Below are 23,238 nucleotides of genomic sequence, written 5' to 3'. Positions count from 1 at the left end.
GGCTGCCTCCGTGTAGCTTGTTGTGTTGGGGTCCTCATGGGCTGGTGATTAATAAGCCCCCTTGCCAATCTACGCTACGGCCCGGACCACGGGCTGACGGGGTTGCCCATCCAGTAGGTGCCCGCGGGAACCGTCTCTCCACGCATGACGAGCGACGCCGGTCCCACCGTTCCGCCGGCCCCGATGCTGGCGCGCGGCAGGATGACGCCGTGCGGACCCATCGTGGCGCCGTCACCGAGGACCACGGTGTCGATGCTCATGATGCGGTCATGGAAGAGATGTGTCTGGACCACGCAGCCGCGGTTGACCGTGGAGCTTTCGCCGAGCGTGACGAGGTCGGCTTCGGGCAGCCAGTAGCTCTCGCACCAGGTACCCCGGCCGATTTTCGCGCCGAGCGCCCGGAGCCACCACACCAACGCCGGCGTGCCGGACGCTGAACGCGCAAACCAAGGGGCACTGACCATTTCGATGAAGGTGTCCACCACCTCGTTGCGCCAAATGAACGAGCTCCACAGGGGATGTTCGCCCTCTTTGATGCGCCCGACCAAGACCCACTTCGCGGCCACCGAACTTGCAGCCGCCACGGCACCCGCGGCGAGGATCACGACGCCTCCAAGGACGGCGGCGAGCCAGTAGGAGGTCTCGGAGGCGATCCAGTCGAGGACCAGCATGATGCCGACGGCGATCCCCACCGTCAGGATGACCGGCACCAAGCGGCACAGTTCCCACAGGGCCCGTTTGGTCTTGAGGGCCAACGGCGGGTTGAAGGTGAGGCTCTGATCCGCATTGACGGCGGTCCTGCGCAGCCTGACGGGAGGACTCCCCAGCCAGGAGGTGCCCGATTTAGCCTTGGCCGGCGTGGCGGACAGGACCGCCACGAGCGAGTTCTTGGGAACGCTGCGGCCTGCGGCGGTCATGCCGGAATTGCCCAGGAAGGAGCGTTTGCCGATCTTGGCCGGAGCGATTTTCATCCAGCCGCCGCCGAGCTCGTAAGAGGCCACCATGGTGTCGTCGGCGAGGAACGCGCCTTCGCCGACGGTCGTCATGCGTGGAAGCAGGAGCACCGTGGAAGCTTCCACGTTGCGGCCTACCTTGGCACCCAGCAGGCGCAACCACACCGGGGTGAAGAGGCTGGCGTAGATCGGGAAGAGCAGGTCCCGTGCCATGTCCAGCACACGTTCAGTGGCCCAGACCTGCCAGCCGACGCGGCTGCGGACCCGGTAGTACCCCTCCTTGAGGCCGATGCCGAGCATCCGGGTGGTCGCCAGGATCAAGAGGAGATTGCACAGGAACCAGGCCAATGCCGCCAAAGGGATGGCAGGCAGGAGTTCCGGGAAGGCGTCCTGCAGGGAACTCCTGCGTTGGATGAATGCCAGGATGACGATCACAGCGACGAATGCCGAGATGTAGGGGATCAGGGCGAGCAGCGCCGAGGCCGCAGCGAATGCCGCAAACCAGAGCCTGCCGATCAGGTGGTGTGACGAGGGGGTCTCGGGCCAGCCATTCTTGGCTTTGCCGCGGCGCTCGGCGGGGGAGCCGGCAACAAGATGCCCGGCCTTGACCTTGCCCAACACCGCGGAGCCGGGCTCCACGCGCGCACCTGCGCCGATGCTGGTTCCCGGCATGAGGGTGCTACGGGAGCCGACTGTGGCGCCGGCACCTACGTGGATGGCGCCGATGTGGACGTAGTCGCCGTCGATCCACCAGGCGGAGAGGTCCACTTCGGGTTCGATGTTGGAGCCGCTGCCCAAGGAGAGCAGTCCGGTGACCGGAGGCAGCGAGTGCAAATGGACGTTGTTCCCGATCTTTGCCCCGAGTGCCCTGGCGTAGTAGGGAACCCACGGAGCGCTGGCGAGGCTGATGGCGCCTGAAAGGTCCTGGATCTGTTCTGCCAGCCACAGCTTCAAGTGGACTTTGCCCGAGCGCGGGTACGTTCCGGGACTGACGCCGCGCAAAAGGGTTCGCGCGGCCAGAATCGAGATCCCCATGCGTCCCGGCGGGCTGACGAACACCAGCCAAGATGCCAGGATCCACCACCAGGACACCACGGGAGCGGCGGTGAAACCGGCGAAGTCGGCCAGTAAGCGGTTGGCGGCCATGAGGTAGGTGAGCCAACGCATGCCCACCAAGATGTTGAGGAAGATTCCCATCAGGGTCTGGAAGATCTGCGATTTCCGGGAGGTGGGGCGGACCGTGCGTTCGGCCGCCGGCCCTTGGATGCCGCCTTCCGGCAGTGACTGCCGCGCGGCGTCGATCAAGGCGCCTACGCGAGGAGTTGCATAGATTTCGGCCACCGTGATGGTGGGGTACCGCACGCGCAGCGCCGAGACGAGTTGGGCTGCGGCGAGGGAGCCGCCACCGTAGGCGAAGAAATCGGCGTCGAGCGAGGTGACGCCGGAGCCGAGGACGCTTTCCCACTGTTCAACCACCCATTGGGCGTCCTCGGGGAGGTTGAGTGGTGCTTTATCGGCATCCGCGGCGCCCGCGCCGGCCAGTGGCCAGGGAAGCGAATGCCGGTCCACTTTGCCGCTGGTCTTGGTCGGAAGCGAATCGACGACCGTCAGCAGGGGGATCAGCGCGGCGGGAAGGCTTTCCGTGAGCAATTCGCGGGACGCTGCGAGGTCGATGTCCCCTGGTCCGGCCGGAGCCAGGTAGCCGACCAGTATCTGGTTCCCCGCCGCCGTCGTGCGGACCGCAGCCGCGGCGCCGGCGACTCCCGGGAGGGCCTGCAGGGCGGCGTCAATCTCACCGAGTTCGATGCGCCGGCCGCCAAGCTTGACCTGTTCATCCGCGCGGCCCTGGAAAATGAGGCCGGCTTCCTCGTAGCGGACGAGGTCGCCGGAGCGGTATGCGCGTTCCCACCCCAGGGACGGCATGGGGGCGTACTTTTCGGCGTCCTTGGCCGGGTCGAGGTAGCGGGCCAGTCCGACGCCGCCGATGATCAGTTCGCCTGTCTCGCCTTCCGCGACGGGAACCCCGGCAGCATCGACGACGGCGAGGTCCCAGCCGTCCAGCGGCAGTCCAATCCTGACCGGGCCATCCCCGCCTAGGGGAGCCGCGCAGGCCACGACGGTTGCTTCGGTGGGGCCATAGGTGTTCCACACTTCGCGGCCGTCAACGGCGAGACGCTCTGCGAGTTCCGGAGGGCAGGCTTCGCCACCGAAAATGAGCAGGCGCACGTTTTCCAGGGCTTCCGCGGGCCACAGGGCCGCGAGTGTGGGAACGGTGGAAACCACCGTGATGCCGTGGTTGATGAGCCACGGGCCAAGGTCCATGCCGGAACGCACCAAGGCACGCGGGGCCGGGACAAGGCAGGCACCGTGCCGCCACGCCAGCCACATTTCTTCGCAGGAGGCGTCGAAGGCCACGGAAAGGCCGGCGAGGACCCGGTCCTGCGGTCCGATCGGATCCTGCCGGAGGAAGAGCCGGGCTTCGGCGTCGACAAAGGCGGCGGATGAACGGTGCCGCACTGCCACACCCTTGGGCGTGCCGGTGGACCCCGAGGTGAAGATGACCCAGGAATCGTCGTCCAGCCCGGGTGCGCGCGGAGTCGGGTGCGGTGTGGGGCGGTCCGCGGACACATCGATCCTGCGGCCCTTGGTGACGACGGCAGACACTTTGGCTTCTCCGAAAACCAGCCGTGCCCGTTCCCCGGGATCGTCCGCGTCCACGGGCACATAGGCGGCCGCAATCGAGAGGATCGCCAGGATGGCAATGTAGAGATCGTTGGATCCGGAGGGAACCCGGACGCCGATCTTGTCCCCGGGGCCCAGACCGGCTGCGTTGAGCGTTGCAGCAAAACCGTGTACCTGTGCCATGAGCTCTGAATAACTCAGCGACTTCTGCCCGTCGTCGAGGGCAGAAGCCTCCGGAAATGCCAGGGCCGTGTCGTGGAGGATCTCCACGAGCGTGCGCGCGGGCGGCGCGGCTGCTGAACCTTGCAGCTGGGGCAGATGCACCGCTTGGAGTTCCAGGCTGTCCGCCGGGATTTCATGTTCCTGGGTCACGTTCGAAGCTTCTCGGATTGAAGTGAACAAAAAGTGTCAGCGGTCGCGTGACCGTTGCCATGGCCTAGCCCAATGCTAAGTGAAAAGCCAACGTGCTGTTTATTCGATTATGGGAGCAACAGTAGCTTGCCGGTGGTGTTGCGGCCCTCCAGGTCGCGATGGGCCTGGGCTGCGTCGGCGAGCGGGTACGTTCCGCCAATCCGGACTTTGAGCGCGCCGCTGGCGGCAGCGCCGAAGACTTCAGCCGAGCGCCAGCGCCGCTCCTGCGGGTTCTGGAGGAAATGGCCAAGGGTGGGGCGCGTCAGGGACAGCGATCCGCCCGCGTTCAGCCGCTGGGGATCGAAGGGTGGCACAGGACCGGAAGCCGCCCCGAACAGGACGAGCGAGCCGCGGACGCGCAAACTTGCGAGGGAACCGTCAAAAGTATCCTTGCCGACGCCGTCGTACACCACGTTCACGCCTGTGCCATCGGTGAGCTCGCGGACCTTGTCCGCAAATCCGGTGTAGCGCAGGACTTCGTCCGCGCCGGCTTCCCGGGCAAGGGCTTCCTTCTCGTCCGAGGAGACCGTGGTGATGACGCGTGCGCCCCGGGCCTTGAGCAACTGCGTCAGGATGAGTCCCACGCCGCCGGCGCCGGCATGTGTCAGGACGGTCTGGCCCGGTTCCACGCGGAAGGAAGAGTTGATCAGGTAGTGTGCGGTCATTCCCTGCAGCGGCAGTGCTGCCGCTGTGTGGTCGTCGACGCCGTCCGGCACGGGAAGTGCCTTGTCCGCGTCTACGAGGGTGTACCCCGCGTAGCTGCGGGATCCTTCGGCGGTAGCGACCCTGTCTCCGACGGCGAAGTCCTCGACGTCGGGGCCGACGGCCTCCACGGTGCCTGCAGACTCGGAACCGGGGGTGAACGGATACTCGACCTTGTAGGTGCCGCTGCGCTGATACGTGTCAATGAAGTTCACTCCGGCCGCCGCAACTTTGACGAGGAGCTGTCGCGGGCCAGGGACCGGAACCTCTGCTTCGGTGAGTTCGAGGACTTCGGGTCCTCCCGCTTGCCGGGCAATGATCGCTTGCGTCATGGGTCTCCTTCTCCGTCGAGGCACTTTCGTGCCCGCATTCACACAACCATCCTAGGGAGCGGAGTCCGTCGAGTGTCCAGTCAGCTGCTGGGGGCCGTGGTTCGCCGTAACGTGGCCCGTGGCCTTCCGGGCGTATCAGCCCCTGCCGTGCGCGGATGCGACGGGGCAGTCAAAGCCGCGGCCTGCGGCGAGTCCTACCTCGTTGAGGTACCGCACGACAATGCCGTATGACTGCATCAACGTGGTTTCCGTATAGGGAATGGAATGCTTTTCGCAGTAGCTCCGAACGATCTCCGAAGCGCGGCGCAAGTGCGGGCGGGCCATGTCCGGGAACAAGTGGTGCTCCGCCTGGTGGTTGAGGCCGCCCAGGAGGATGTTCATGAACGGGCCGCCGGAGATGTTCCTGGCGGTCAGAATCTGGCGGCGAAGGAAATCGACCCGCGAGTCTGCCGGGAGCACCGGCATGCCCTTGTGGTTCGGGGCGAAGGAAGCACCCATGTAGAAGCCGAACACCATGATCTGGACGCCCAGGAAGGCAAATGCCATGCCAAGCGGAAGGAAGGTGAAGGCGAGGACCGGCAGCGCGAGAAGCCGTGCCAGGAGGATGGGGGTCTCCACCCAGCGGTGCTTGATGGCTCCGGGCCGGAAGATGTACATCAAGGACTCCCACTGCAGGCTGATGCCCAGCAGCAAGAGGAGCGGGAAGAAGAACCAGCCTTGCCTGCGGGTGAGGAACGCGAAGCGTCCCTGCCTGCCGGCAGCGGCTTCAACATGGAATGCCAGGGCTCCGGTTTTGATGTCCGGGTCCTTCGAAATCACGTTCGGGCTGTTGTGGTGCGCGCCGTGCTTCTGTTCCCACCAGGCGTAGCTGATGCCGGCAACCGAAGTGGCCAGGATGCGGGCGGACCAGTCATTGGCCCTGCGGGACGCGAAAATCTGGCGGTGGCCGGCCTCGTGGGCAAGGAAGCTCAACTGGGTGCAAAGGATGCCCAGGGCCGCGGCGATGAGGAGCTGGTACCAGCTGGGCCCAATCAGCGCGAAGCCGAACCAGGTGCCGGTCAGCAAGAGGACCAGGGAAGCGAAAACGCTGATGTAAAAACCGACGCGGCGCTTCAAAAGCCCTTCCGCGCGGACCGTCTTGAGCAGTTCGGAATAGCTAAGTACGACGGCGTTGGGTGGCCGGACGCCCTTATGAGGACGTTCCGTGGTGGAGGTCTGTGACATATGCAGTTGCCCCGTAATACATAACGGGCAACGCTGCAACCGACGATCGGCTGCACGGTCTAGATCACCCTCTGTCCAGCATACGCTCCCAAAGGGGTTGTGCCGAGACGAGCTGCTTCCGGGAGTGGCTCGAAAAAGGTCCGGAAAAGGGCATGCATAAATATCGGCAACCATGAATAGTTTTGCTGTATAGTCGTGCCATGACTATTTCTGTTGCCGTCTCCGGTGCCAGCGGCTATGCCGGGGGAGAGGTGCTGCGCCTTCTGGCAGGCCACCCGGACGTCACCATCGGTGCCATCACTGCGCACAGCAACGCCGGTTCCAGACTAGGGGAGTTGCAGCCGCATCTCCACGGTTTGGCCAGCCGGATTCTCGAAGACACCAGCGTGGAAAACCTCGCCGGTCACGACGTCGTGTTCCTGGCGCTCCCGCACGGAGCCTCGGCTGAGATCGCAGCGCAGCTGCCGGAAGGCACGCTGGTGATCGACGCCGGCGCGGACCACCGGCTCGAAGACCCCGCTGCCTGGGAAAAGTTCTATGGCTCCGCCCATGCGGGGACCTGGCCGTACGGGCTGCCGGAACTTCCCGGCCAGCGCGACGCCTTGAAGGGAGCGAAGCGGATTGCCGTTCCCGGCTGCTACCCGACGTCGGCCCTCCTCGCTCTCACGCCCGGCTTCGCCAACAAGCTTCTCCAGCCGGACGACGTCGTGATTGTTTCCGCCTCCGGTACCTCGGGCGCGGGCAAGGCGGCCAAGGTCAACCTCATCGGTTCCGAAGTCATGGGTTCCATGAGTCCCTATGGCGTGGGCGGCGGCCACCGCCATACCCCCGAGATCGAACAGGGACTTTCCAACGCCGCGGGTGAACCGGTCACCGTGTCCTTCACTCCCACCCTCGCGCCCATGAGCCGCGGCATCCTGAGCACGGCAACAGCCAAGGTCAAGCCCGGCGTCACCGCTGCGGAACTCCGCAGTGCCTGGGCTGAAGCGTACGACGACGAACCGTTCGTCCACCTGTTGCCCGAGGGCCAGTGGCCCACCACCAAATCGGTGCAGGGTTCCAACCACGCCGTCATGCAGTTGGCCTTCGACGAGCATTCCGGCCGTGTGGTTGTCACGTGCGTCATCGACAACCTGACCAAAGGGACCGCCGGCGGCGCCGTGCAGTCCATGAATATTGCCCTCGGCCTGGATGAATCCGCCGGCCTCAACGTCCAAGGAGTCGCCCCGTGACCATCACCGCCCCCCAGGGATTCCGGGCCGCCGGCGTCAAAGCAGGCATCAAGGCCTCGGGCAACCCGGACCTCGCCCTCGTCGTCAACGACGGGCCCCTGAAAGCCGCAGCAGCCGTTTTCACGTCCAACCGCGTCGCCGCGGCGCCGGTGCACTGGTCCCGCCAGGTTCTCTCCGACGGGCGCGTCGACGCAGTGGTTCTGAATTCCGGCGGCGCCAACGCCTGCACCGGTCCCCAGGGTTTCCAAAATACGCACGCAACCGCAGAGAAAGTGGCAGCCGTCCTCGGGATCTCCGCCTCCGACGTCGTGGTTTGCTCCACCGGACTCATCGGCGAGCAATTGCCCATGGACAAGATCATCCCTGGCATCGACGCCGCGTTCGCCGAACTTTCCGAGAACGGCGGTTCCGCTGCCGCCACGGCGATCATGACGACGGACAGCGTGGCGAAGGAAGCAGTCTTCACCGGCACCGATGCCGAGGGCAACACGTTCACGGTCGGGGGCATCGCGAAGGGCGCCGGCATGCTGGCGCCGGGCCTGGCAACCATGCTCGTGGCGCTCACCACCGATGCCCAGGTCCCGGCGGAAGAGCTCGACGTGGTGCTCCGCGACGCGACGCGCGTCACCTTCGACCGCACGGACTCCGACGGCTGCATGTCCACCAACGACACCGTGGTCCTGCTGGCCTCCGGGGCCTCCGAGGCCATGCCGTCCGCCGAGCAGCTCGGTGCCGGGGTCACCCACGTGTGCGCCGAGCTCGCCCGCAAGCTGATCGGTGACGCCGAAGGTGCCAGCCACGACATCGCCATCCGCACGTTCAACGCGGCGAGCGAGCGCGACGCCGAAATCGTCAGCCGTTCGGTGGCCCGCTCCAACCTCTTCAAGACTGCCATCTTCGGCAAGGACCCCAACTGGGGCCGCGTCCTGTCTTCGGTGGGCACCACGGACGCCGTCTTCGAACCGGACCGGCTCAACGTCTCCATGAACGGTATCCAGATCTGCCGCAACGGCAGCATCGGCGACGACCGCAACCTCGTAGACCTCGAACCCCGCGAGGTGCTCGTGGAAATCGACCTGCAGGCCGGCGACGCCGAGGCCACCATCTGGACCAACGACCTCACGCACGAGTACGTGCACGAGAACAGCGCCTACTCGAGCTAGACGGGATGACCATGACTGCGCACACCCGGGAAAACACATCCATCGGCGCCGATTCGGCAAAAACAGCCCAGGACAAGGCAGCGACCCTGATCGAGGCGCTGCCGTGGATCCAGCGGTTCGCCGGCACCACCATGGTGATCAAGTACGGCGGCAACGCCATGGTCAACGAGGAACTCCGCCGCGCCTTCGCCGAGGACATCGTCTTCCTGCACCACGTGGGTATCCACCCCGTCGTCGTGCACGGGGGTGGCCCGCAGATCAACTCGATGCTCGGCCGGCTGGGCATCGAATCCGAATTCAAGGGCGGCCTGCGCGTCACCACTCCCGAGGCCATGGACGTGGTCCGCATGGTACTTACTGGACAAGTGGGCCGCGAACTCGTGGGCCTCATCAACTCCCACGGACCCTATGCCGTAGGCATGTCCGGTGAAGACGGCGGACTCCTGCGTGCCGTGCGCACCGGCACCGTGGTGGACGGCGAAGAAGTGGACCTCGGGTTGGTGGGCGAAGTGGTGGGTGTTGATCCCAGGGGTATCGAGGACATCCTTGACGCCGGCCGCATCCCGGTGATTTCGACGGTCGCACCCGAGATCATCGACGAAGGCGACGGCACCGGCTCCACTACCGGGCAGGTCCTCAACGTCAACGCCGACACGGCCGCAGCGGCGGTCGCCTCGGCACTGGGCGCATCCAAGCTCGTCATCCTGACCGATGTCGAGGGCCTCTACGCCAACTGGCCGGACAAGTCCTCGCTCATTTCCTCGCTGACGGCCACGGAACTGCGGGAGATGCTGCCGGGCCTCGAGTCCGGCATGATCCCGAAAATGACGGCCTGCCTGAAGGCCATTGATGAGGGAGTGGAACGCGCGCACATCGTGGATGGTCGGCTGCCGCACTCCATGCTCCTGGAAACCTTTACGACCGCGGGCATCGGAACCCAGGTTGTCCCCGACGAGGAAGTGAACTCATGAACGAAACTGCTGGTTTGAGCCCGACCGCCGTCACTGCGGAACCCGCCGCAACCACGCTTGTTTCCCAGAGCACTGGAAGCGACTGGCTGGCCCGTTACTCTTCCTCGCTCATGGGCGTCTTCGGCACCCCGCAGCGGGTCCTGGTCCGGGGTGCGGGTGCCCTTGTGTGGGACGCCGACGGCAAGGAATACCTGGACCTCCTCGGCGGGATTGCGGTGAACGCCCTGGGCCACGCCCACCCGTTCGTCACCTCCGTCATCTCCAGCCAGCTGGCCACCCTGGGCCACGTCTCCAATTTCTTCACGAGCCCCACGCAGATCGCGCTCGCGGAGAAGCTCCTCGCCATCACCAAAGCTCCTGCCGGCTCCAAGGTGTTCTTCGCCAACTCCGGTACCGAAGCCAACGAGGCCGCGTTCAAGCTGGCGCGGCGCAACAGCTCTGGCACGCGCACCAAGATCATCGCCCTGGAAGGTGCTTTCCACGGCCGCACCATGGGTGCGCTGGCCTTGACCGCCAAGGAAGCGTACCGGGTGCCGTTCGAGCCGCTGCCGGGCGGAGTCGTCCACATCCCGTTCGGCGACATCGAGGCGCTCCGTGCCGCCGTCGACGAAACCACTGCCGCGGTGTTCCTGGAGCCCATCCAGGGCGAAGCCGGCGTCCGCCCGCTCAGCGTCGAGTACCTGCAGGCGGCCCGCGAGATGACGAGCAAAGCAGGCGCGCTGCTCATCCTGGACGAAGTCCAGACCGGCGTCGGCCGAACGGGCAAATGGCTGGCCAGCGAAGACGCCGGAATCGTCCCCGACGCCGTGACGCTCGCCAAGGGCCTGGGCGGTGGCTTCCCGGTCGGCGCGCTCATCACCTTCGGGGAGCCGACGTCGTCGCTCCTGACCGCGGGCCAGCACGGCACCACCTTCGGCGGGAACCCGGTGGCCACAGCCGCAGCCCTCGCCACCCTGCATGCGATCGAAAGCCAGGGCGTACTGGAAAATGTGCTCAGCGTCGGCGCGCGGTTGCGGGCCGGACTGTCCGACGTCGACGCCGTCACCGAAGTGCGGGGCGAAGGCCTCCTGATCGGTTTCGACCTCGACTCCGACATTGCGCCCGCCATGGTGACTGCTGCCCTCGACGCGGGCTTCATCATCAACAGTCCCGGCCCGCGCACCATCCGGCTGGCTCCGCCGCTCATCCTGACGGCCGAGCAAGCCGACCGCTTCCTCGACGCGCTGCCAGGCATCATCCAGGCCGCAACCGAAACCGCTGCACCCCTGAACGCTGCACCACTGACCGCTAAGGACGCACAGTGAACGCCACCCGTCATTTCCTCAAGGACACGGACCTTACTCCGGCCGAGCAAGCCGAGGTGCTCGAGCTCGCAGTCCGGATGAAGGCCGCCCCGTACAGCATCCAACCGTTCGCGGCTGCCGGCAACGGGCGCAAGACCGTCGCCGTCATCTTCGACAAGACCTCCACCCGTACCCGTGTGTCCTTCGCCACCGGCGTCGCCGACATGGGCGGCAACGCGCTCATCATCAATCCGGGCGAGGCGCAGATCGGCCACAAGGAATCCGTGGAGGACACCGCCAAGGTCCTCGAACGCATGGTCTCCACCATCGTGTGGCGGACCTCGGCGCACTCCGGCCTCGTAGCCATGGCCGAAAACTCCAAAGTTCCCGTCATCAACGCCCTATGCGATGACTACCACCCCTGCCAGTTGCTGGCAGACCTCCTGGCAGTCAAGGAGCACAAGGGCGAACTCAAGGGCCTCACCATGGCCTACCTGGGCGACGCCGCGAACAACATGGCCAACTCCTATCTGCTGGCAGGCGTCACGGCGGGCATGCACGTCAGGATCTCGGGTCCGGAAGGTTACCTGCCGGCCGCCGACATCGTGGCGGCGGCCGAGGAGCGCGCCGCCGAGACCGGCGGTTCCGTGCTCATCACCACTGACGCCGCGGAAGCCCTCGACGGCGCCGACGTCGTCGCTACGGACACCTGGGTGTCCATGGGGCAGGAAGCCGAGAAGGAAGCGCGGATGGAGCTCTTCCGCGAGTATTCCGTGGACGAGGCCGCCATGGCACACGCCGCACCGGACGCCGTCGTGCTCCACTGCCTGCCCGCCTACCGCGGCTACGAAATCTCCGCGGGTGTCATCGACGGACCCCAATCGATCGTCTGGGACGAGGCCGAGAACCGCTTGCACGCCCAGAAAGCGCTCATGGCCTGGCTCATGCACCGCTCGGGACTCGCATTCGTCGACGGGCTTTCCCCCGTTGAGGGCACCGGAGAGAGCACGTTCTAGTGTCCACCCATCCTGCGTCGCAAGGCGCCAGCCCCGCCACCAAGACCGCCCGGCAGGCGCGGATCACCGCGATCCTGACCGGTCAGTCGGTGCGCTCGCAGGCCGAACTAGCGGCTTTGCTGGCCGACGACGGCGTGCAGGTCACCCAGGCGACCCTCTCCAGGGACCTGGTGGAACTGGGGGCGGTGCGTGTGCGCGGCAAGGACGGTGCACTGGTCTATGCGGTCCCCGGCGAGGGCGGCGACCGCAATGCAAAAAGCGGCGTCACCCAGGAAATCCTGGACGCCCGCTTGTCGCGCCTCTGCGGCGAGCTGCTGGTCACTGCCGAGGCCTCGGGCAATATCGTCGTGCTGCGGACACCGCCGGGTGCCGCCAACTTCCTCGCCCTGGCCATCGACCACTCGGTAATGCCGTCTGTATTGGGTACGATCGCAGGCGACGACACCTTGCTTTTGGTTGCCAGGGATCCCGACGGCGGCGCCGAGCTGGCAGCCCGCTTCCTCCAGCTGGCCCAGGAAGCCGGACCGGGGAACTAACCGAGACCGGCAACTGAGCCCTTCTGACCTGTTCCATCCGGGCCTTCGGCCCGATCCAAGCATTTGACTCAAAAGAACCAAGCAACAACAAAGGAGCACTCTCGTGACTGAGCGCATTGTTCTGGCCTACTCCGGTGGCCTTGATACTTCCGTAGCCATCGGCTGGATCGGTGAAGCCACCGGTGCCGAGGTCATCGCCGTGGCCGTCGACGTCGGACAGGGCGGCGAGTCGCTGGAGACCATCCGCCAGCGCGCCCTCGGCTGCGGCGCCGTCGAGGCCTACGTGGCCGACGCCCGCGACGAATTCGCCAACGAATACGCCATGCCCACGCTGAAGGCCAACGCCCTCTACCAGGGCCACTACCCGCTGGTTTCGGCGATCTCACGCCCCGTGATCGTCAAGCACCTCGTCAAGGCCGCCCGCGAATTCGGTGCCACCACCGTTGCGCACGGCTGCACCGGCAAGGGTAACGACCAGGTCCGCTTCGAGGTCGGCATCCAGACCCTGGGCCCGGACTTGAAGTGCATCGCACCCGTCCGCGACCTCGCCCTGACCCGCGACAAGGCCATCGCCTTCGCCGAGGAAAAGGGACTGCCGATCGAGACCACCAAGAAGAACCCGTACTCGATCGACCAGAACGTCTGGGGACGCGCCGTCGAAACCGGCTACCTCGAGGACATCTGGAACGCCCCCACCAAGGACATCTACGACTACACGGCCACCCCGGAATTCCCGCCGGCGCCGGACGAAGTCACCATCACCTTCGAAGCCGGCGTCCCGGTGGCCATCGACGGCGTCAAGCGCACTCCGCTCCAGGTCATCCAGGAACTGAACCGCCGCGCCGGCGCCCAGGGCGTTGGCCGCATCGACGTCGTCGAGGACCGCCTGGTGGGTATCAAGTCCCGCGAAATCTACGAGGCGCCCGGCGCGATGGCCCTCATCACCGCCCACAAGCACCTCGAGGACGTCACCATCGAGCGCGAGCAGGCCCGCTTCAAGGCCACCGTCGGCCAGCGCTGGTCCGAGCTGGTCTACGACGGCCAGTGGTTCTCCCCGCTCAAGCGCTCCTTGGACGCCTTCATCGAGGACACCCAGAAATACGTCTCCGGCGACATCCGCATGGTCCTGCACGGCGGCCAGGCCATCGTCAACGGCCGCCGCTCCGACACCTCGCTCTATGACTTCGACCTCGCCACCTACGACACCGGCGACACCTTCGACCAGTCGCAGGCCAAGGGCTTCATCGAGCTCTGGGGAATGTCCTCCAAGGTCGCCGCAGGCCGCGACCTGCGGGTTTCAGGAAAGTGAGTCAGCAGCAGGGCCCACGGACGCCGGGGTCCCCGGCCGAGCGCAGCGAGGTTGGGGAGCGTTCGGGGATCAAATCTGAAGCGACAAACACCGGCGCGCTGTGGGGCGGCCGGTTCGCCGGCGGCCCCGCGGACGCGCTTGCCGCGCTGAGCAAGTCCACGCACTTCGACTGGCGGCTGGCCCGCTACGACATCGCCGGCTCCAAGGCGCATGCCCGCGTGCTGCACCAGGCCGGGCTGCTCGACGACGGCGAACTCGACGACATGCTCGCGGCGCTCACCCAGCTGGATGACGACGTCGCGAGCGGCGCCTACAAGCCTGCCGAGAGCGACGAGGACGTCCACGGTTCCCTCGAACGCGGGCTCATCGAGCGCGCGGGAACCCACTTGGGCGGCAAGCTCCGGGCAGGCCGTTCGCGCAACGACCAGGTGGCCACCTTGGGTCGCATGTTCCTGCGCGACCATGCCCGCATCATCGCCCGTGGCGTACTCGCCACGATCGATGCCCTCGTGGAGCAGGCCAAGGCCCACCAGGGCGTTGCCATGCCTGGCCGGACACACTTGCAGCACGCCCAGCCTGTCCTGCTGAGCCATCACCTGCTAGCCCATGCCTGGGCGCTGCTGCGCGATGTGCAGCGGTTCCAGGACTGGGACAAGCGCGCCGGTGTATCGCCGTATGGTTCCGGAGCCTTGGCGGGTTCCTCGCTCGGCCTGGATCCCGAGTCCGTCGCTGCGGACCTCGGATTCTTCTCGGCGGTGCACAACTCGATCGACGGCACTGCCTCGCGCGACGTCTTCGCCGAGTTCGCATGGATCTGCTCGATGATCGGCGTGGACCTGTCGCGGGTTTCCGAGGAGGTCATCCTGTGGGCCACCAAGGAGTTCTCCTTCGTGACGCTCCATGATTCGTACTCGACGGGGTCCTCGATCATGCCGCAGAAGAAGAACCCGGATGTCGCCGAGCTCGCCCGTGGCAAGGCAGGGCGCCTCATCGGCAACCTGACCGGGCTGTTGGCGACGCTCAAGGGCCTGCCGCTCGCGTACAACCGCGACCTGCAGGAGGACAAGGAACCGGTTTTCGACGCGGCGGATACCTTGGAAGTGCTGCTCCCGGCTGTTTCCGGCATGATCGCCACGCTCACCTTCAACACCGAGCGCATGGCATCCTTGGCCCCGCAGGGCTTCGCACTTGCCACGGACATCGCAGAGTGGCTCGTCCGCCAGGGCGTCCCGTTCCGGGAGGCACACGAGCTCTCCGGTGCCGCAGTGAAGCTGGCCGAAGGGCGCAACGTCGAGCTGTGGGACCTGACGGACGAAGAGTACGCGGGCATTTCGGCGCACTTGACTCCCGAGGTTCGCACAGTGCTCAGCACCGAAGGTTCGCTCAACAGCCGCAACTCCCAGGGCGGAACGGCCCCGGCCGCCGTCGAACGCCAGCTGCTTGCCCTCGAAGCGGAACTCGCAGCGGTACGCGGCTACGCCGGGTAACAACACCGGGTAACAACAATGGGCCCACGCCCGCAGGGTTCCCTGGCCGAGCTTGCGAGGCTAGGGGGCGGGCGGGGATTTCGCGGCGGTGTTTTTCGCAAAAACGCTGCCGCGAAATGCCCGCCGTTGTCAGTTAATCGTCGTTAACAGCGGTTAACTCTGTCGGATACTATGGCGCTATGACCGAGATCACTACCTCAGCGCTTCTTGCCGAGCTCCACAAAGCAGCCGGCACTGTCACCGACGTTGTCGCCAAACTCGACGACGCCGATGTCGCAGCTCCCTCCGAGTTGCCCGGGTGGACCCGCGGCCACGTGCTGGCTCACATCGCCGGCATCTCGAATGCAATGGCCAGGCAGCTGGAATACGCCGCGCGCGGCGAGACCATCGACATCTACGACGGCGGCTACGAGGGCCGTACGAAGGCCATTGAGCTAGCGGCGAGTCACAGCCTCGCCAAACACCGCGACGCCACCGAAGCCGCCCTTGCCCGGGCCCTGAGGGCCTTCGACGGACTCGTGGAGTCCGGCTGGAACACCCGGATCAGCTTCCGGAACGGAACTGTGCTCGACGGCGGCCTGGCGCTCTGGCGCGAACTCGTCATCCACGTCACGGACCTGGGAATCGGCCGCGGCCCGGAAGCCTGGAGCCGGCAATTCTGCGAGCACCTCTTTGATTTCCTCTCCGCCCGTGTTCCGGCAGACCAGAAGTTCGTTCTTCAGCCCCTTGGCCTCCCGCAACTGGTCATCGGCTCGGGGCGGCAGTCCGTCGCCATCAACGGCATGATCACGGATATCGCCGCCTGGCTCGCCGGGCGCACACCTACCCTGGGGAGCCTGCGGGCCTCTGCCGACGCGGATGGTGTTGACTTGCCTGAGCTTCTCCCGTGGCCGTCGAGCGTTCCCGCGGCGCACTAGCGCCTCCGCGTTTGCTTGCGGCTGCCCGCCACAGATGCATCGTGGCGTAAGAACGCCACGGGCTCACGTTGCGGAAATCGGCAGGCAGGTCTTCCGCTGCCGCGAGGTTCTTGAGGCCGTTCCGGACCGCTGCATCGTTCGCCAGGAAGACGTCCGGGTCGCCGATGACCCGCATCGCCACGTACCCCACGGTCCATGGTCCGACGCCGGGCAGCGGCAACAGTTTGTCCGCGAGCGTTTGGGGGTCGTCGCCGTAGTCGAAGTCGAGGTCCCCGCTGGCCATGGCTGCTGCCGCAGCCAGAACGGAATCGATGCGCCGCTGCGGACCCCTCAGCAGTTCCCGGCCCGAGGTGGCGATCTGCGCGGCCGTGGGAAACAGGCGGTCCAGGCCCAGTGCGTGTCCTGCGTGCCCTTCCGGCAGGCGGGTTCCGGCGTCGGAAAGGTGGCTCAAAGCGGTCCGGGCGGCGGCCACGGTGATTTGCTGGCCGATCATCGCGCGGATCAACAGTTCCTGGGGGTCCACGGCACCCGGGACCCTGATCCCCGGAGTATCGCGGGCTGAGGGGCCGAGCCGGGCATCGGAAGCCAACGCCTCGTCCACGGCGACGGGATCGGCGTCGAGATCGAACAACCGCCGCACCCGGCTCAACAGTACGGGAAGGTCGTGGAGATCCAAGGTGCTGACGGCGAGGGTCAGCGCGCCGCCGCGCGCCCCGCCGTCGTACTCCACGGTGAACACGGCGTTGCCGCGGGGCAAGCGGAGGGTCCGCGTGTAACTTGCGGGACCCGCCAGCTCGACACCGGGAACCGCGCGGGCCGCGAGGAAATCGAAAATCCCCGTATCGAACGGCTCCCGGTAGGGGAGGTTCAGGGTCAGGGACGTCGTCTCGCCAGGCTTGCCGTGATGGCCCAGGGGCTTCGCGGTGGCACGGAGCGCGGTGGGAGTCAGGGCGAAGACTTCGTTGATGGTGTCGTTGAACTGGCGGACACTGTTGAAACCGGCGGCGAACGCCACGTCCGAGAGTTTCATCGAGGTGGAGACCAGGAGCGTCCTGGCGGTCTGGGCCCGGCTGGCCCGCGCCAAGGACAGCGGCCCGGCGCCGAGTTCATGGCTGAGGATCCTGTTGAGCTGGCGGGAGGAGTAGCCCAGCCTGGTGGCAAGTCCTTCAACGCCGACCCGGGAGATCGCGCCGTCGTTGATGAGCCGCATCGCCCTGCCCGCGACGTCCGAGCGCAGGTTCCACGCGGGAGTGCCGGGGACCGCCTCCGGGAGGCATCGCTTGCACGCCCTGTACCCGGCTTCGTGGGCCGCGGCCGAGGTTTCGTAGAACGTCACGTTTTCCGCCTTGGGCGTCCGTGCCGGGCACGACGGCCGGCAGTAGATGCCCGTCGAGCGCACAGCGGTGAAGAACTGGCCGTCGAACCGGGGGTCCCGCGCATCGATGGCACGGTAGCGTTGCCAAAAGTCCATGACTTCATCCTGTCAGCTTCCCCGGGCCCTTCCTAGCGGGAATCGGACATCGCCGGCGGCGGATCCGATTGCCTGATTTTTGCTAGGGTCTGGGCATGACAACGCAGCGCCAATCCACGGAGGCCATCCGGGCGATTCTTTCCGGAGATCCGCGGGACGTGGCCCCTTTGCTCCTCGGCGCCGTGTTGAGCCACCGGACTCCTGAGGGCACGGTGTCCGTCCGGCTCAGCGAGGTGGAAGCGTATCTGGGTCCGCGCGACTCGGCCCAACCCGACCCCGGATCCCACACCTTCGGGGGCCCCACCGCCCGAAACGCTCCGATGTTCGGACCCGCAGGCCACCTGTACGTCTACTTCACCTATGGCATGCACTATTGCGCCAACATCGTCTGCGGGCCCGACGGCGTTGCGTCCGCGCTGCTGTTGCGGGCAGGGGAGGTGGTGGCCGGGCAAGCCTTGGCACAGTCCCGCCGTCCGGCATCGAGATCGCTGAAGGATCTTGCCAGCGGGCCGGCGCGCCTTGCCTCCGCTTTGGGACTGACCACGGCGGACAGCGGCCGGGATGCCTTGGCCGAACCGTTCAGCCTCGACCTTCCGGCATGCCCGGCCGCGCCATCGGCAATCACGAGCGGCCTCCGGGTCGGAGTGTCGGGCGACGGCGGTTCCGCGGACTACCCGTGGCGGTTCTGGCTCTCCGGCGATCCCACGGTGTCGCGCTACAAGCCCGGCCGCAGCCGCGCCGTCGAGAAGCCCTCGTAGGAGCCCCGCGAAGAACCCGTCACGCCGCGTGTTCGCTCCGGGCCGGTTCCGCGACATACGCACAGTGGTTGTCGGCCAGTTCGAAGGGCGCGAGGCGGCCAAGCAACGCCTCGCGCACGTGGGGCCATTCCTCGCGCAGGATCGAGAAGACGGCGGTGTCGCAGCGGCTGCCGTCCGGAGCGAAGCGGTGCCCGCGCAGGGTGCCCTCGTAACTGGCGCCGAGCCGCTGGATGGCCGCAGCGCTGCGCGTATTCCGGGCGTCGCAGCGGAAGGCAACGCGGTGGACGTCCAGCACATCGAAGGAGTACGCCAACAGCAGGTGCTTCGCGGCCGGATTGACATGGCTGCCCCAAAACGGTCGCCCGTAAAAAGTGCCGCCGATTTCCAGGCGCTGCTGCCGCGGACTGTACTCGCACAGGGACGTGGTTCCAAGCAGTGCTCCCGTACGCTGCTCGACGACGGCAAACGGTATGGTTGCCGGATCTTCGAGGCGGGCCGCGAAGAGTTCGGCCAATTCCGCGGCGCTCAAGGGCTGGTCGGCGGCCATCCCGGACCACATCCCGGCGTCCACGAAATCGAAGAGCGGACCGGCATGTGCGGGGGAGAGCGGGACCAGGCTGATGCCGTGTCGGGTCAGGGCAACGTCGTGCTGCATTGCAGCATTGAAGCACCACTGGGTGCGGATGGAACAGCTCAGGAGGTTAGCGCCGGGTGAACATTGTGTGACGCACCGGCGGGCGGGCAGTTTCACGCACGTCAAGCAAAAGCGCTGTAGAATGGACGGTCCGTCTTTTTCGATAGGGGAACGTTTCGATGCACGACGCTGATTTGATCCACGAGCGGGAGTACGTGGCCGGTCTCTACTCGCGTCTGGATGAGCTGCGGGAGGAAAAGCGCCAACAGCTGGCGCAGGTCCGGCGCGCCGGGGCGGTAGGCACCATGCAGAACGTTTCCGAAAGGGACGCCTTCGCGGCACTGTACGAGGACCGCCTCGCCCAGCTCGACGCCGTCGACGACCGTCTCGTGTTCGGGCGCCTTGACCTGGACAGCGGAGAGGCGCAGTACATCGGGCGCATCGGACTGTCCACGGCAGACCTCCAGCGGCTCATGGTCGACTGGCGCGCGCCGGAAGCCGGCCACTTCTACCAGGCGACCGCCTTCGACCGGCAGGGGGTCCGCCGTCGTCGCCACCTGATCCTGCAGGGCCGCGAGGTCAAGGCGATCGAGGACGATGTCCTGGATGCCAGCATGCTGGCGGACAACGCCTCGCTCCAGGGCGAGGGCGCACTTCTTGCCGCACTGAATTCCAAGCGGACCGGCCGCATGTCGGACATCGTCGGCACCATCCAGTCCGAGCAGGACCGGATCATCCGTTCGTCCATGTCGGGTGCCTTGGTTGTCCAAGGCGGTCCCGGCACGGGCAAGACGGCCGTCGCGCTCCACCGCGCGGCCTACCTGCTCTACACCCACCGTGACCGCTTGAAGTCCGCTGGTGTGCTGCTCGTTGGACCGTCGTCGTCGTTCATGCACTACATCGAGCGGGTCCTGCCGTCCCTCGGCGAGACCGGCGTCGTCATGGCGAGCCTTGGCCGCCTCATGCCCGGCATCCATGCCGTCCCGGAAACCGATCCCGACGTCGCAGCGCTCAAAGGCAAGCTGAATATGGCCGACGTGATTGCCAATGCCGTGGCCAACCGGCAGCGGACTCCCGCCGAGGACCGCATCCTCGAGGTCGATTCGCGCAAGCTCACGCTGTCCGTGCGGCAAGTCCGCCGCGCCCGGGACAGGGCACGCGCCACCGGCAAGCCGCACAATGAAGCGCGCGTGACGTTCGTGAAGATCCTGTTGCGCGAGCTCACGGAGCAGCTGACGGAGATCGTCGAGGAATCGAACATCGGCAACAATGCCGACCGTTCCTACCTCGCCGAAGACGTCCGCTCGGCACGCGACGTCAGGATCGTCCTGAACCTTTGCTGGATGCCCATGACGCCCGAGAAGCTCGTTTCCGAGCTCTTCAGCAAGCCAGCCATCCTGGAAGCCTGCACTCCGCACCTCACCCCGTCCCAGCGTGCCCTCCTGCTTCGTCCGGCGGACGCCCCGTGGACGGAAGCGGATGTTCCACTGCTCGACGAGGCCGCCGAACTCCTGGGTGAGCTGGATCCTGCCGCCGGCCGGGGGCTGGCGCAGCAAGAGCACGACCGTGCCCGCGACATCGCCAACGCCAAGCAGACCCTGGTCAACATGGAGGCCATGGGTGTCGACGTATTGATGACGGCCGAGGAACTGGCGGACCAGAACCAGGAGCGCGAAACGCGCCTGACCGCGGCCGAACGTGCCACGAGCGACCGTTCGTGGGCGTTCGGACACATCGTGGTGGATGAAGCGCAGGAGCTCTCGCCCATGCAGTGGCGGCTGTTGGTCCGCCGCTGCCCGCTGAAGTCCTTCACGATCGTCGGCGACATCGCCCAGACGAGTTCCTCCGCCGGTGCGAATTCCTGGCAGAGTGCGCTCGCGCCGTCGTTCGGGGACCGCTGGCAGCTCGAAGAACTCACGGTCAACTACCGCACGCCCTCGCAGATCGCCGAAGCGGCAGTCCGTATGGCGAACCGCGCCGGCCTCGTCGTCTCGGCACCCAAGGCCGTCCGGGAAGGCAAATGGTCGCCCATCGTGGATCGCGTGGACGAAGCCGGGATGGTGGACCGCCTCGTCGAGGTCCTTCCGGAGGAACTGGAAGCGATCGACGGCGGCCTTCTCGCCGTGATTGCCGACGGCGCCCTCTTGCCGCGCGCCGCAGCCGCCCTCCGTGGGCTCTACGGCCACCGCGTGGGCACCGGAGCGGGCAGCTACTCCCAGGACATCGTGGTCATCAGCCCCAAGGAAGCCAAGGGCCTGGAGTTCGATGGCGTCGTGGTCCTTGAGCCTGCGGCCATGCTGAACCATGAACATGGGAAGGTGGGCGATCTCTACGTCGCCATGACCCGTCCGACGCAGCGGTTGCGCCTCATCACGGCCGCTCCATTGCCCGCGGGTATCGAGCGCTGAGCCATGCAAGCAGGCCGAACGCCAATCCTGCTAACTTAGAACTCGTGTCACACGTAAACAACCTCGAGTCCCAGCACAACGACCCGGGCTTTGCCAACATCTGGCAAGAGCTCAAATGGCGCGGCCTGATCCACGTTTCCACTGATGAAACGGAACTGGAAAAGCTCCTCGCCGGGGACCCGATCACGTATTACTGTGGCTTCGACCCCACCGCGCCGTCCCTGCACCTCGGCAACCTGGTCCAGCTCCTGCTCATGCGCCGCCTTCAGTTGGCCGGCCACAAGCCGCTCGGCCTGGTGGGCGGCTCCACCGGCTTGATCGGGGATCCGCGCCCGACGGCGGAACGCACCTTGAACACCAAGGACACCGTTTCGGAGTGGGTCGGCTACCTTCAGGCCCAGGTCCGCCGTTTCCTCAGCTTCGAGGGGGACAACGCGGCGCGCATGGTCAACAACCTTGACTGGACCGCGCCCTTGAGCGCCATTGATTTCCTGCGGGAGATCGGCAAGCACTTCCGCGTTGGTACCATGCTCCGCAAGGATGCCGTTGCTTCCCGGCTCAGCTCCGACGAGGGCATCAGCTATACCGAGTTCAGCTACCAGATCCTGCAGGGCATGGATTACCTCCAGCTCAACCGCGACTACGATTGCGTGCTGCAGACCGGCGGCTCGGACCAGTGGGGCAACCTCACGAGTGGCACGGAGTTGATCCGCAAGGTCGATGGGAAGTCCGTCCACGCCTTGGGGACGCCCCTGATCACCAACTCGGATGGCACCAAATTCGGTAAAAGCGAAGGCAACGCCATTTGGCTCGATGCCCACATGTGCAGCCCCTACGCCTTCTACCAGTTCTGGCTCAACACGGCGGATGCCGACGTCGTTGACCGCCTCAAGGTCTTCACTTTCCTTGGCCGCGCGGAGATTGAGGAACTTGGAGCTGCTGTTGCCGAGCGTCCGTTCGCCCGCGAGGGCCAGCGCAGGCTTGCCTACGAAGTCACGTCGCTCGTACACGGAGTGGACGCGACGGAGAAGGTGATTGCCGCTTCGGCTGCGCTGTTCGGCAATGGCGATCTCTCGGTTCTGGACGAAGTGACCTTGGCGTCCGCCACTGCCGAGCTGCCGTCTGCCTCGATCGGCGCAGATGGCCTGGGTATCGTCGACCTCCTGGTTGCGTCCGGACTCTCCGAGAGCAAGTCCGCTGCCCGACGCACGGTAGGGGAGGGCGGCGCCTACGTGAACAACAACAAGGTAACCGACCCCGACGCCGTGATCGACCGGGCGGAACTGCTTCACGGCCGGTACCTGTTGCTGCGCCGCGGGAAGAAGAATCTGGCCACTGTCGAAGTGGCTGTCTGACTCCGAGACGGACTATTGCACGCTCCTCCGGGCCGACTTGCGCGGCTCTGGGGGAGCGTGTATCGTTTTCTGAGTCGCTGCCGCTGAAGCGGATAAATTGCGACAAAATCCCATTGAATGTGAATAATCCGATGTAGACCGAAAATCTGGAATCGGATGATTTATCGACTCTGTGGGGAAATTCGATTCCGTTGGGTGAATTTCCGGAGAAATCCTGGATTTGCAAAGTGGAAATGAATGAAATAAAGTAGAAACATCGCAGCGAGGAAATGCGGAACATCGAATTCAATTGAATTTGTTCCGAGAAGTAATCGGATTGTGTCTGTTGTTTGAGAACTCAATAGTGTGCCAAGTTTGTTGATACCGATTTGTTTTTATGGATTGGTTGATTTTG

At 65.9% G+C, this 23,238-nt stretch carries 17 protein-coding genes; 12 read left to right on the top strand and 5 right to left on the bottom strand.

The features are described from left to right. Positions 1-74 precede the first annotated feature (74 nt). From BMF89_RS03240 to BMF89_RS03230, 3 genes are all read right to left on the bottom strand, one after another. Positions 75-4,007, bottom strand: coding sequence for a Pls/PosA family non-ribosomal peptide synthetase (locus tag BMF89_RS03240; RefSeq protein ID WP_078105740.1), 3,933 nt, complete (start codon positions 4,005-4,007; stop codon positions 75-77). 107 nt (positions 4,008-4,114) lie between these two features. Further along, complete coding sequence (locus tag BMF89_RS03235) at positions 4,115-5,080, bottom strand: quinone oxidoreductase (protein WP_078105644.1); 966 nt, start codon at positions 5,078-5,080, stop codon at positions 4,115-4,117. 135 nt (positions 5,081-5,215) lie between these two features. Further along, the gene (locus BMF89_RS03230) at positions 5,216-6,304 is read right to left on the bottom strand and encodes an acyl-CoA desaturase (RefSeq protein ID WP_078105643.1); all 1,089 of its coding nucleotides are present in this window, start codon (positions 6,302-6,304) and stop codon (positions 5,216-5,218) included. Positions 6,305-6,504: 200 nt separating this feature from the next. Here BMF89_RS03230 and argC point away from each other — a divergent pair, with 200 nt between their 5' ends. The 9 genes from argC (at position 6,505) to BMF89_RS03185 (ending at position 16,218) form a co-directional block, all read left to right on the top strand. Continuing rightward, positions 6,505-7,536 (top strand): N-acetyl-gamma-glutamyl-phosphate reductase, encoded by a 1,032-nt coding sequence (gene argC, locus BMF89_RS03225; protein WP_078105642.1) that lies wholly within the window; start codon positions 6,505-6,507, stop codon positions 7,534-7,536. Further along, positions 7,533-8,699 carry a bifunctional glutamate N-acetyltransferase/amino-acid acetyltransferase ArgJ gene (gene argJ / locus BMF89_RS03220; RefSeq protein ID WP_078105641.1) on the top strand — a complete coding sequence of 389 codons (1,167 nt, stop codon included), beginning with the start codon at positions 7,533-7,535 and terminating at the stop codon, positions 8,697-8,699. The genes argC and argJ overlap by 4 nt, the downstream gene beginning before the upstream one ends. A gap of 11 nt (positions 8,700-8,710) precedes the next feature. Then, positions 8,711-9,670, top strand: a complete 960-nt coding sequence (gene argB, locus BMF89_RS03215) for an acetylglutamate kinase (protein ID WP_078105640.1) — start codon at positions 8,711-8,713, stop codon at positions 9,668-9,670. Next, positions 9,667-10,974, top strand: coding sequence for an acetylornithine transaminase (locus tag BMF89_RS03210; protein ID WP_078105639.1), 1,308 nt, complete (start codon positions 9,667-9,669; stop codon positions 10,972-10,974). Before argB ends, BMF89_RS03210 begins: the two co-directional genes overlap by 4 nt. Beyond that, positions 10,971-11,969: an ornithine carbamoyltransferase gene (gene argF, locus BMF89_RS03205; RefSeq protein WP_078105638.1), complete on the top strand. Its 999-nt coding sequence runs from the start codon at positions 10,971-10,973 to the stop codon at positions 11,967-11,969. Before BMF89_RS03210 ends, argF begins: the two co-directional genes overlap by 4 nt. After that, complete coding sequence (locus BMF89_RS03200; protein ID WP_078105637.1) at positions 11,969-12,505, top strand: arginine repressor; 537 nt, start codon at positions 11,969-11,971, stop codon at positions 12,503-12,505. The genes argF and BMF89_RS03200 overlap by 1 nt, the downstream gene beginning before the upstream one ends. A gap of 103 nt (positions 12,506-12,608) precedes the next feature. Then, positions 12,609-13,814 (top strand): argininosuccinate synthase, encoded by a 1,206-nt coding sequence (locus BMF89_RS03195; protein ID WP_078105636.1) that lies wholly within the window; start codon positions 12,609-12,611, stop codon positions 13,812-13,814. Next, a complete protein-coding gene (argH, locus tag BMF89_RS03190; RefSeq protein ID WP_078105635.1) occupies positions 13,811-15,301 on the top strand; it encodes an argininosuccinate lyase in 1,491 nt (496 codons plus the stop codon). The genes BMF89_RS03195 and argH overlap by 4 nt, the downstream gene beginning before the upstream one ends. Positions 15,302-15,480: 179 nt before the next feature. After that, positions 15,481-16,218 carry a maleylpyruvate isomerase family mycothiol-dependent enzyme gene (locus BMF89_RS03185; RefSeq protein WP_078105634.1) on the top strand — a complete coding sequence of 246 codons (738 nt, stop codon included), beginning with the start codon at positions 15,481-15,483 and terminating at the stop codon, positions 16,216-16,218. On the opposite strand, the gene BMF89_RS03180 is transcribed toward BMF89_RS03185, so the two are convergent. Next, on the bottom strand, positions 16,124-17,689 hold the full coding sequence (locus tag BMF89_RS03180; protein ID WP_078105633.1) for an AlkA N-terminal domain-containing protein: 1,566 nt from the start codon (positions 17,687-17,689) through the stop codon (positions 16,124-16,126). The genes BMF89_RS03185 and BMF89_RS03180 overlap by 95 nt on opposite strands. A 95-nt stretch (positions 17,690-17,784) precedes the next feature. On the opposite strand from BMF89_RS03180, the gene BMF89_RS03175 reads away from it, so the two are divergent. Next, entirely contained in the window at positions 17,785-18,447 is a 663-nt protein-coding gene (locus BMF89_RS03175) for a DNA-3-methyladenine glycosylase (RefSeq protein ID WP_078105632.1), read from the top strand. 19 nt (positions 18,448-18,466) lie between these two features. Here the strand turns inward: BMF89_RS03175 and BMF89_RS03170 are convergent, their stop codons facing one another. Beyond that, positions 18,467-19,102, bottom strand: coding sequence for a GNAT family protein (locus BMF89_RS03170; RefSeq protein WP_078105631.1), 636 nt, complete (start codon positions 19,100-19,102; stop codon positions 18,467-18,469). A 158-nt stretch (positions 19,103-19,260) separates the two neighbouring features. Between BMF89_RS03170 and BMF89_RS03165 the strand changes: the two genes are divergently transcribed. Together BMF89_RS03165 and tyrS are read left to right on the top strand one after the other, a co-directional pair. Continuing rightward, positions 19,261-21,489: an AAA family ATPase gene (locus BMF89_RS03165; RefSeq protein ID WP_078105630.1), complete on the top strand. Its 2,229-nt coding sequence runs from the start codon at positions 19,261-19,263 to the stop codon at positions 21,487-21,489. Between the two features lie 44 nt (positions 21,490-21,533). Next, positions 21,534-22,844, top strand: coding sequence for a tyrosine--tRNA ligase (gene tyrS / locus BMF89_RS03160; protein WP_078105629.1), 1,311 nt, complete (start codon positions 21,534-21,536; stop codon positions 22,842-22,844). Positions 22,845-23,238 lie beyond the last annotated feature (394 nt).

It is taken from the genome of Arthrobacter sp. SRS-W-1-2016 (assembly GCF_002009585.1).
GTDB lineage: Bacteria > Actinomycetota > Actinomycetes > Actinomycetales > Micrococcaceae > Arthrobacter > Arthrobacter bambusae_A.
The sequence above is the reverse complement of the archived record's forward strand: the minus strand, read 5'-3'. Positions and strand labels throughout refer to the sequence as shown.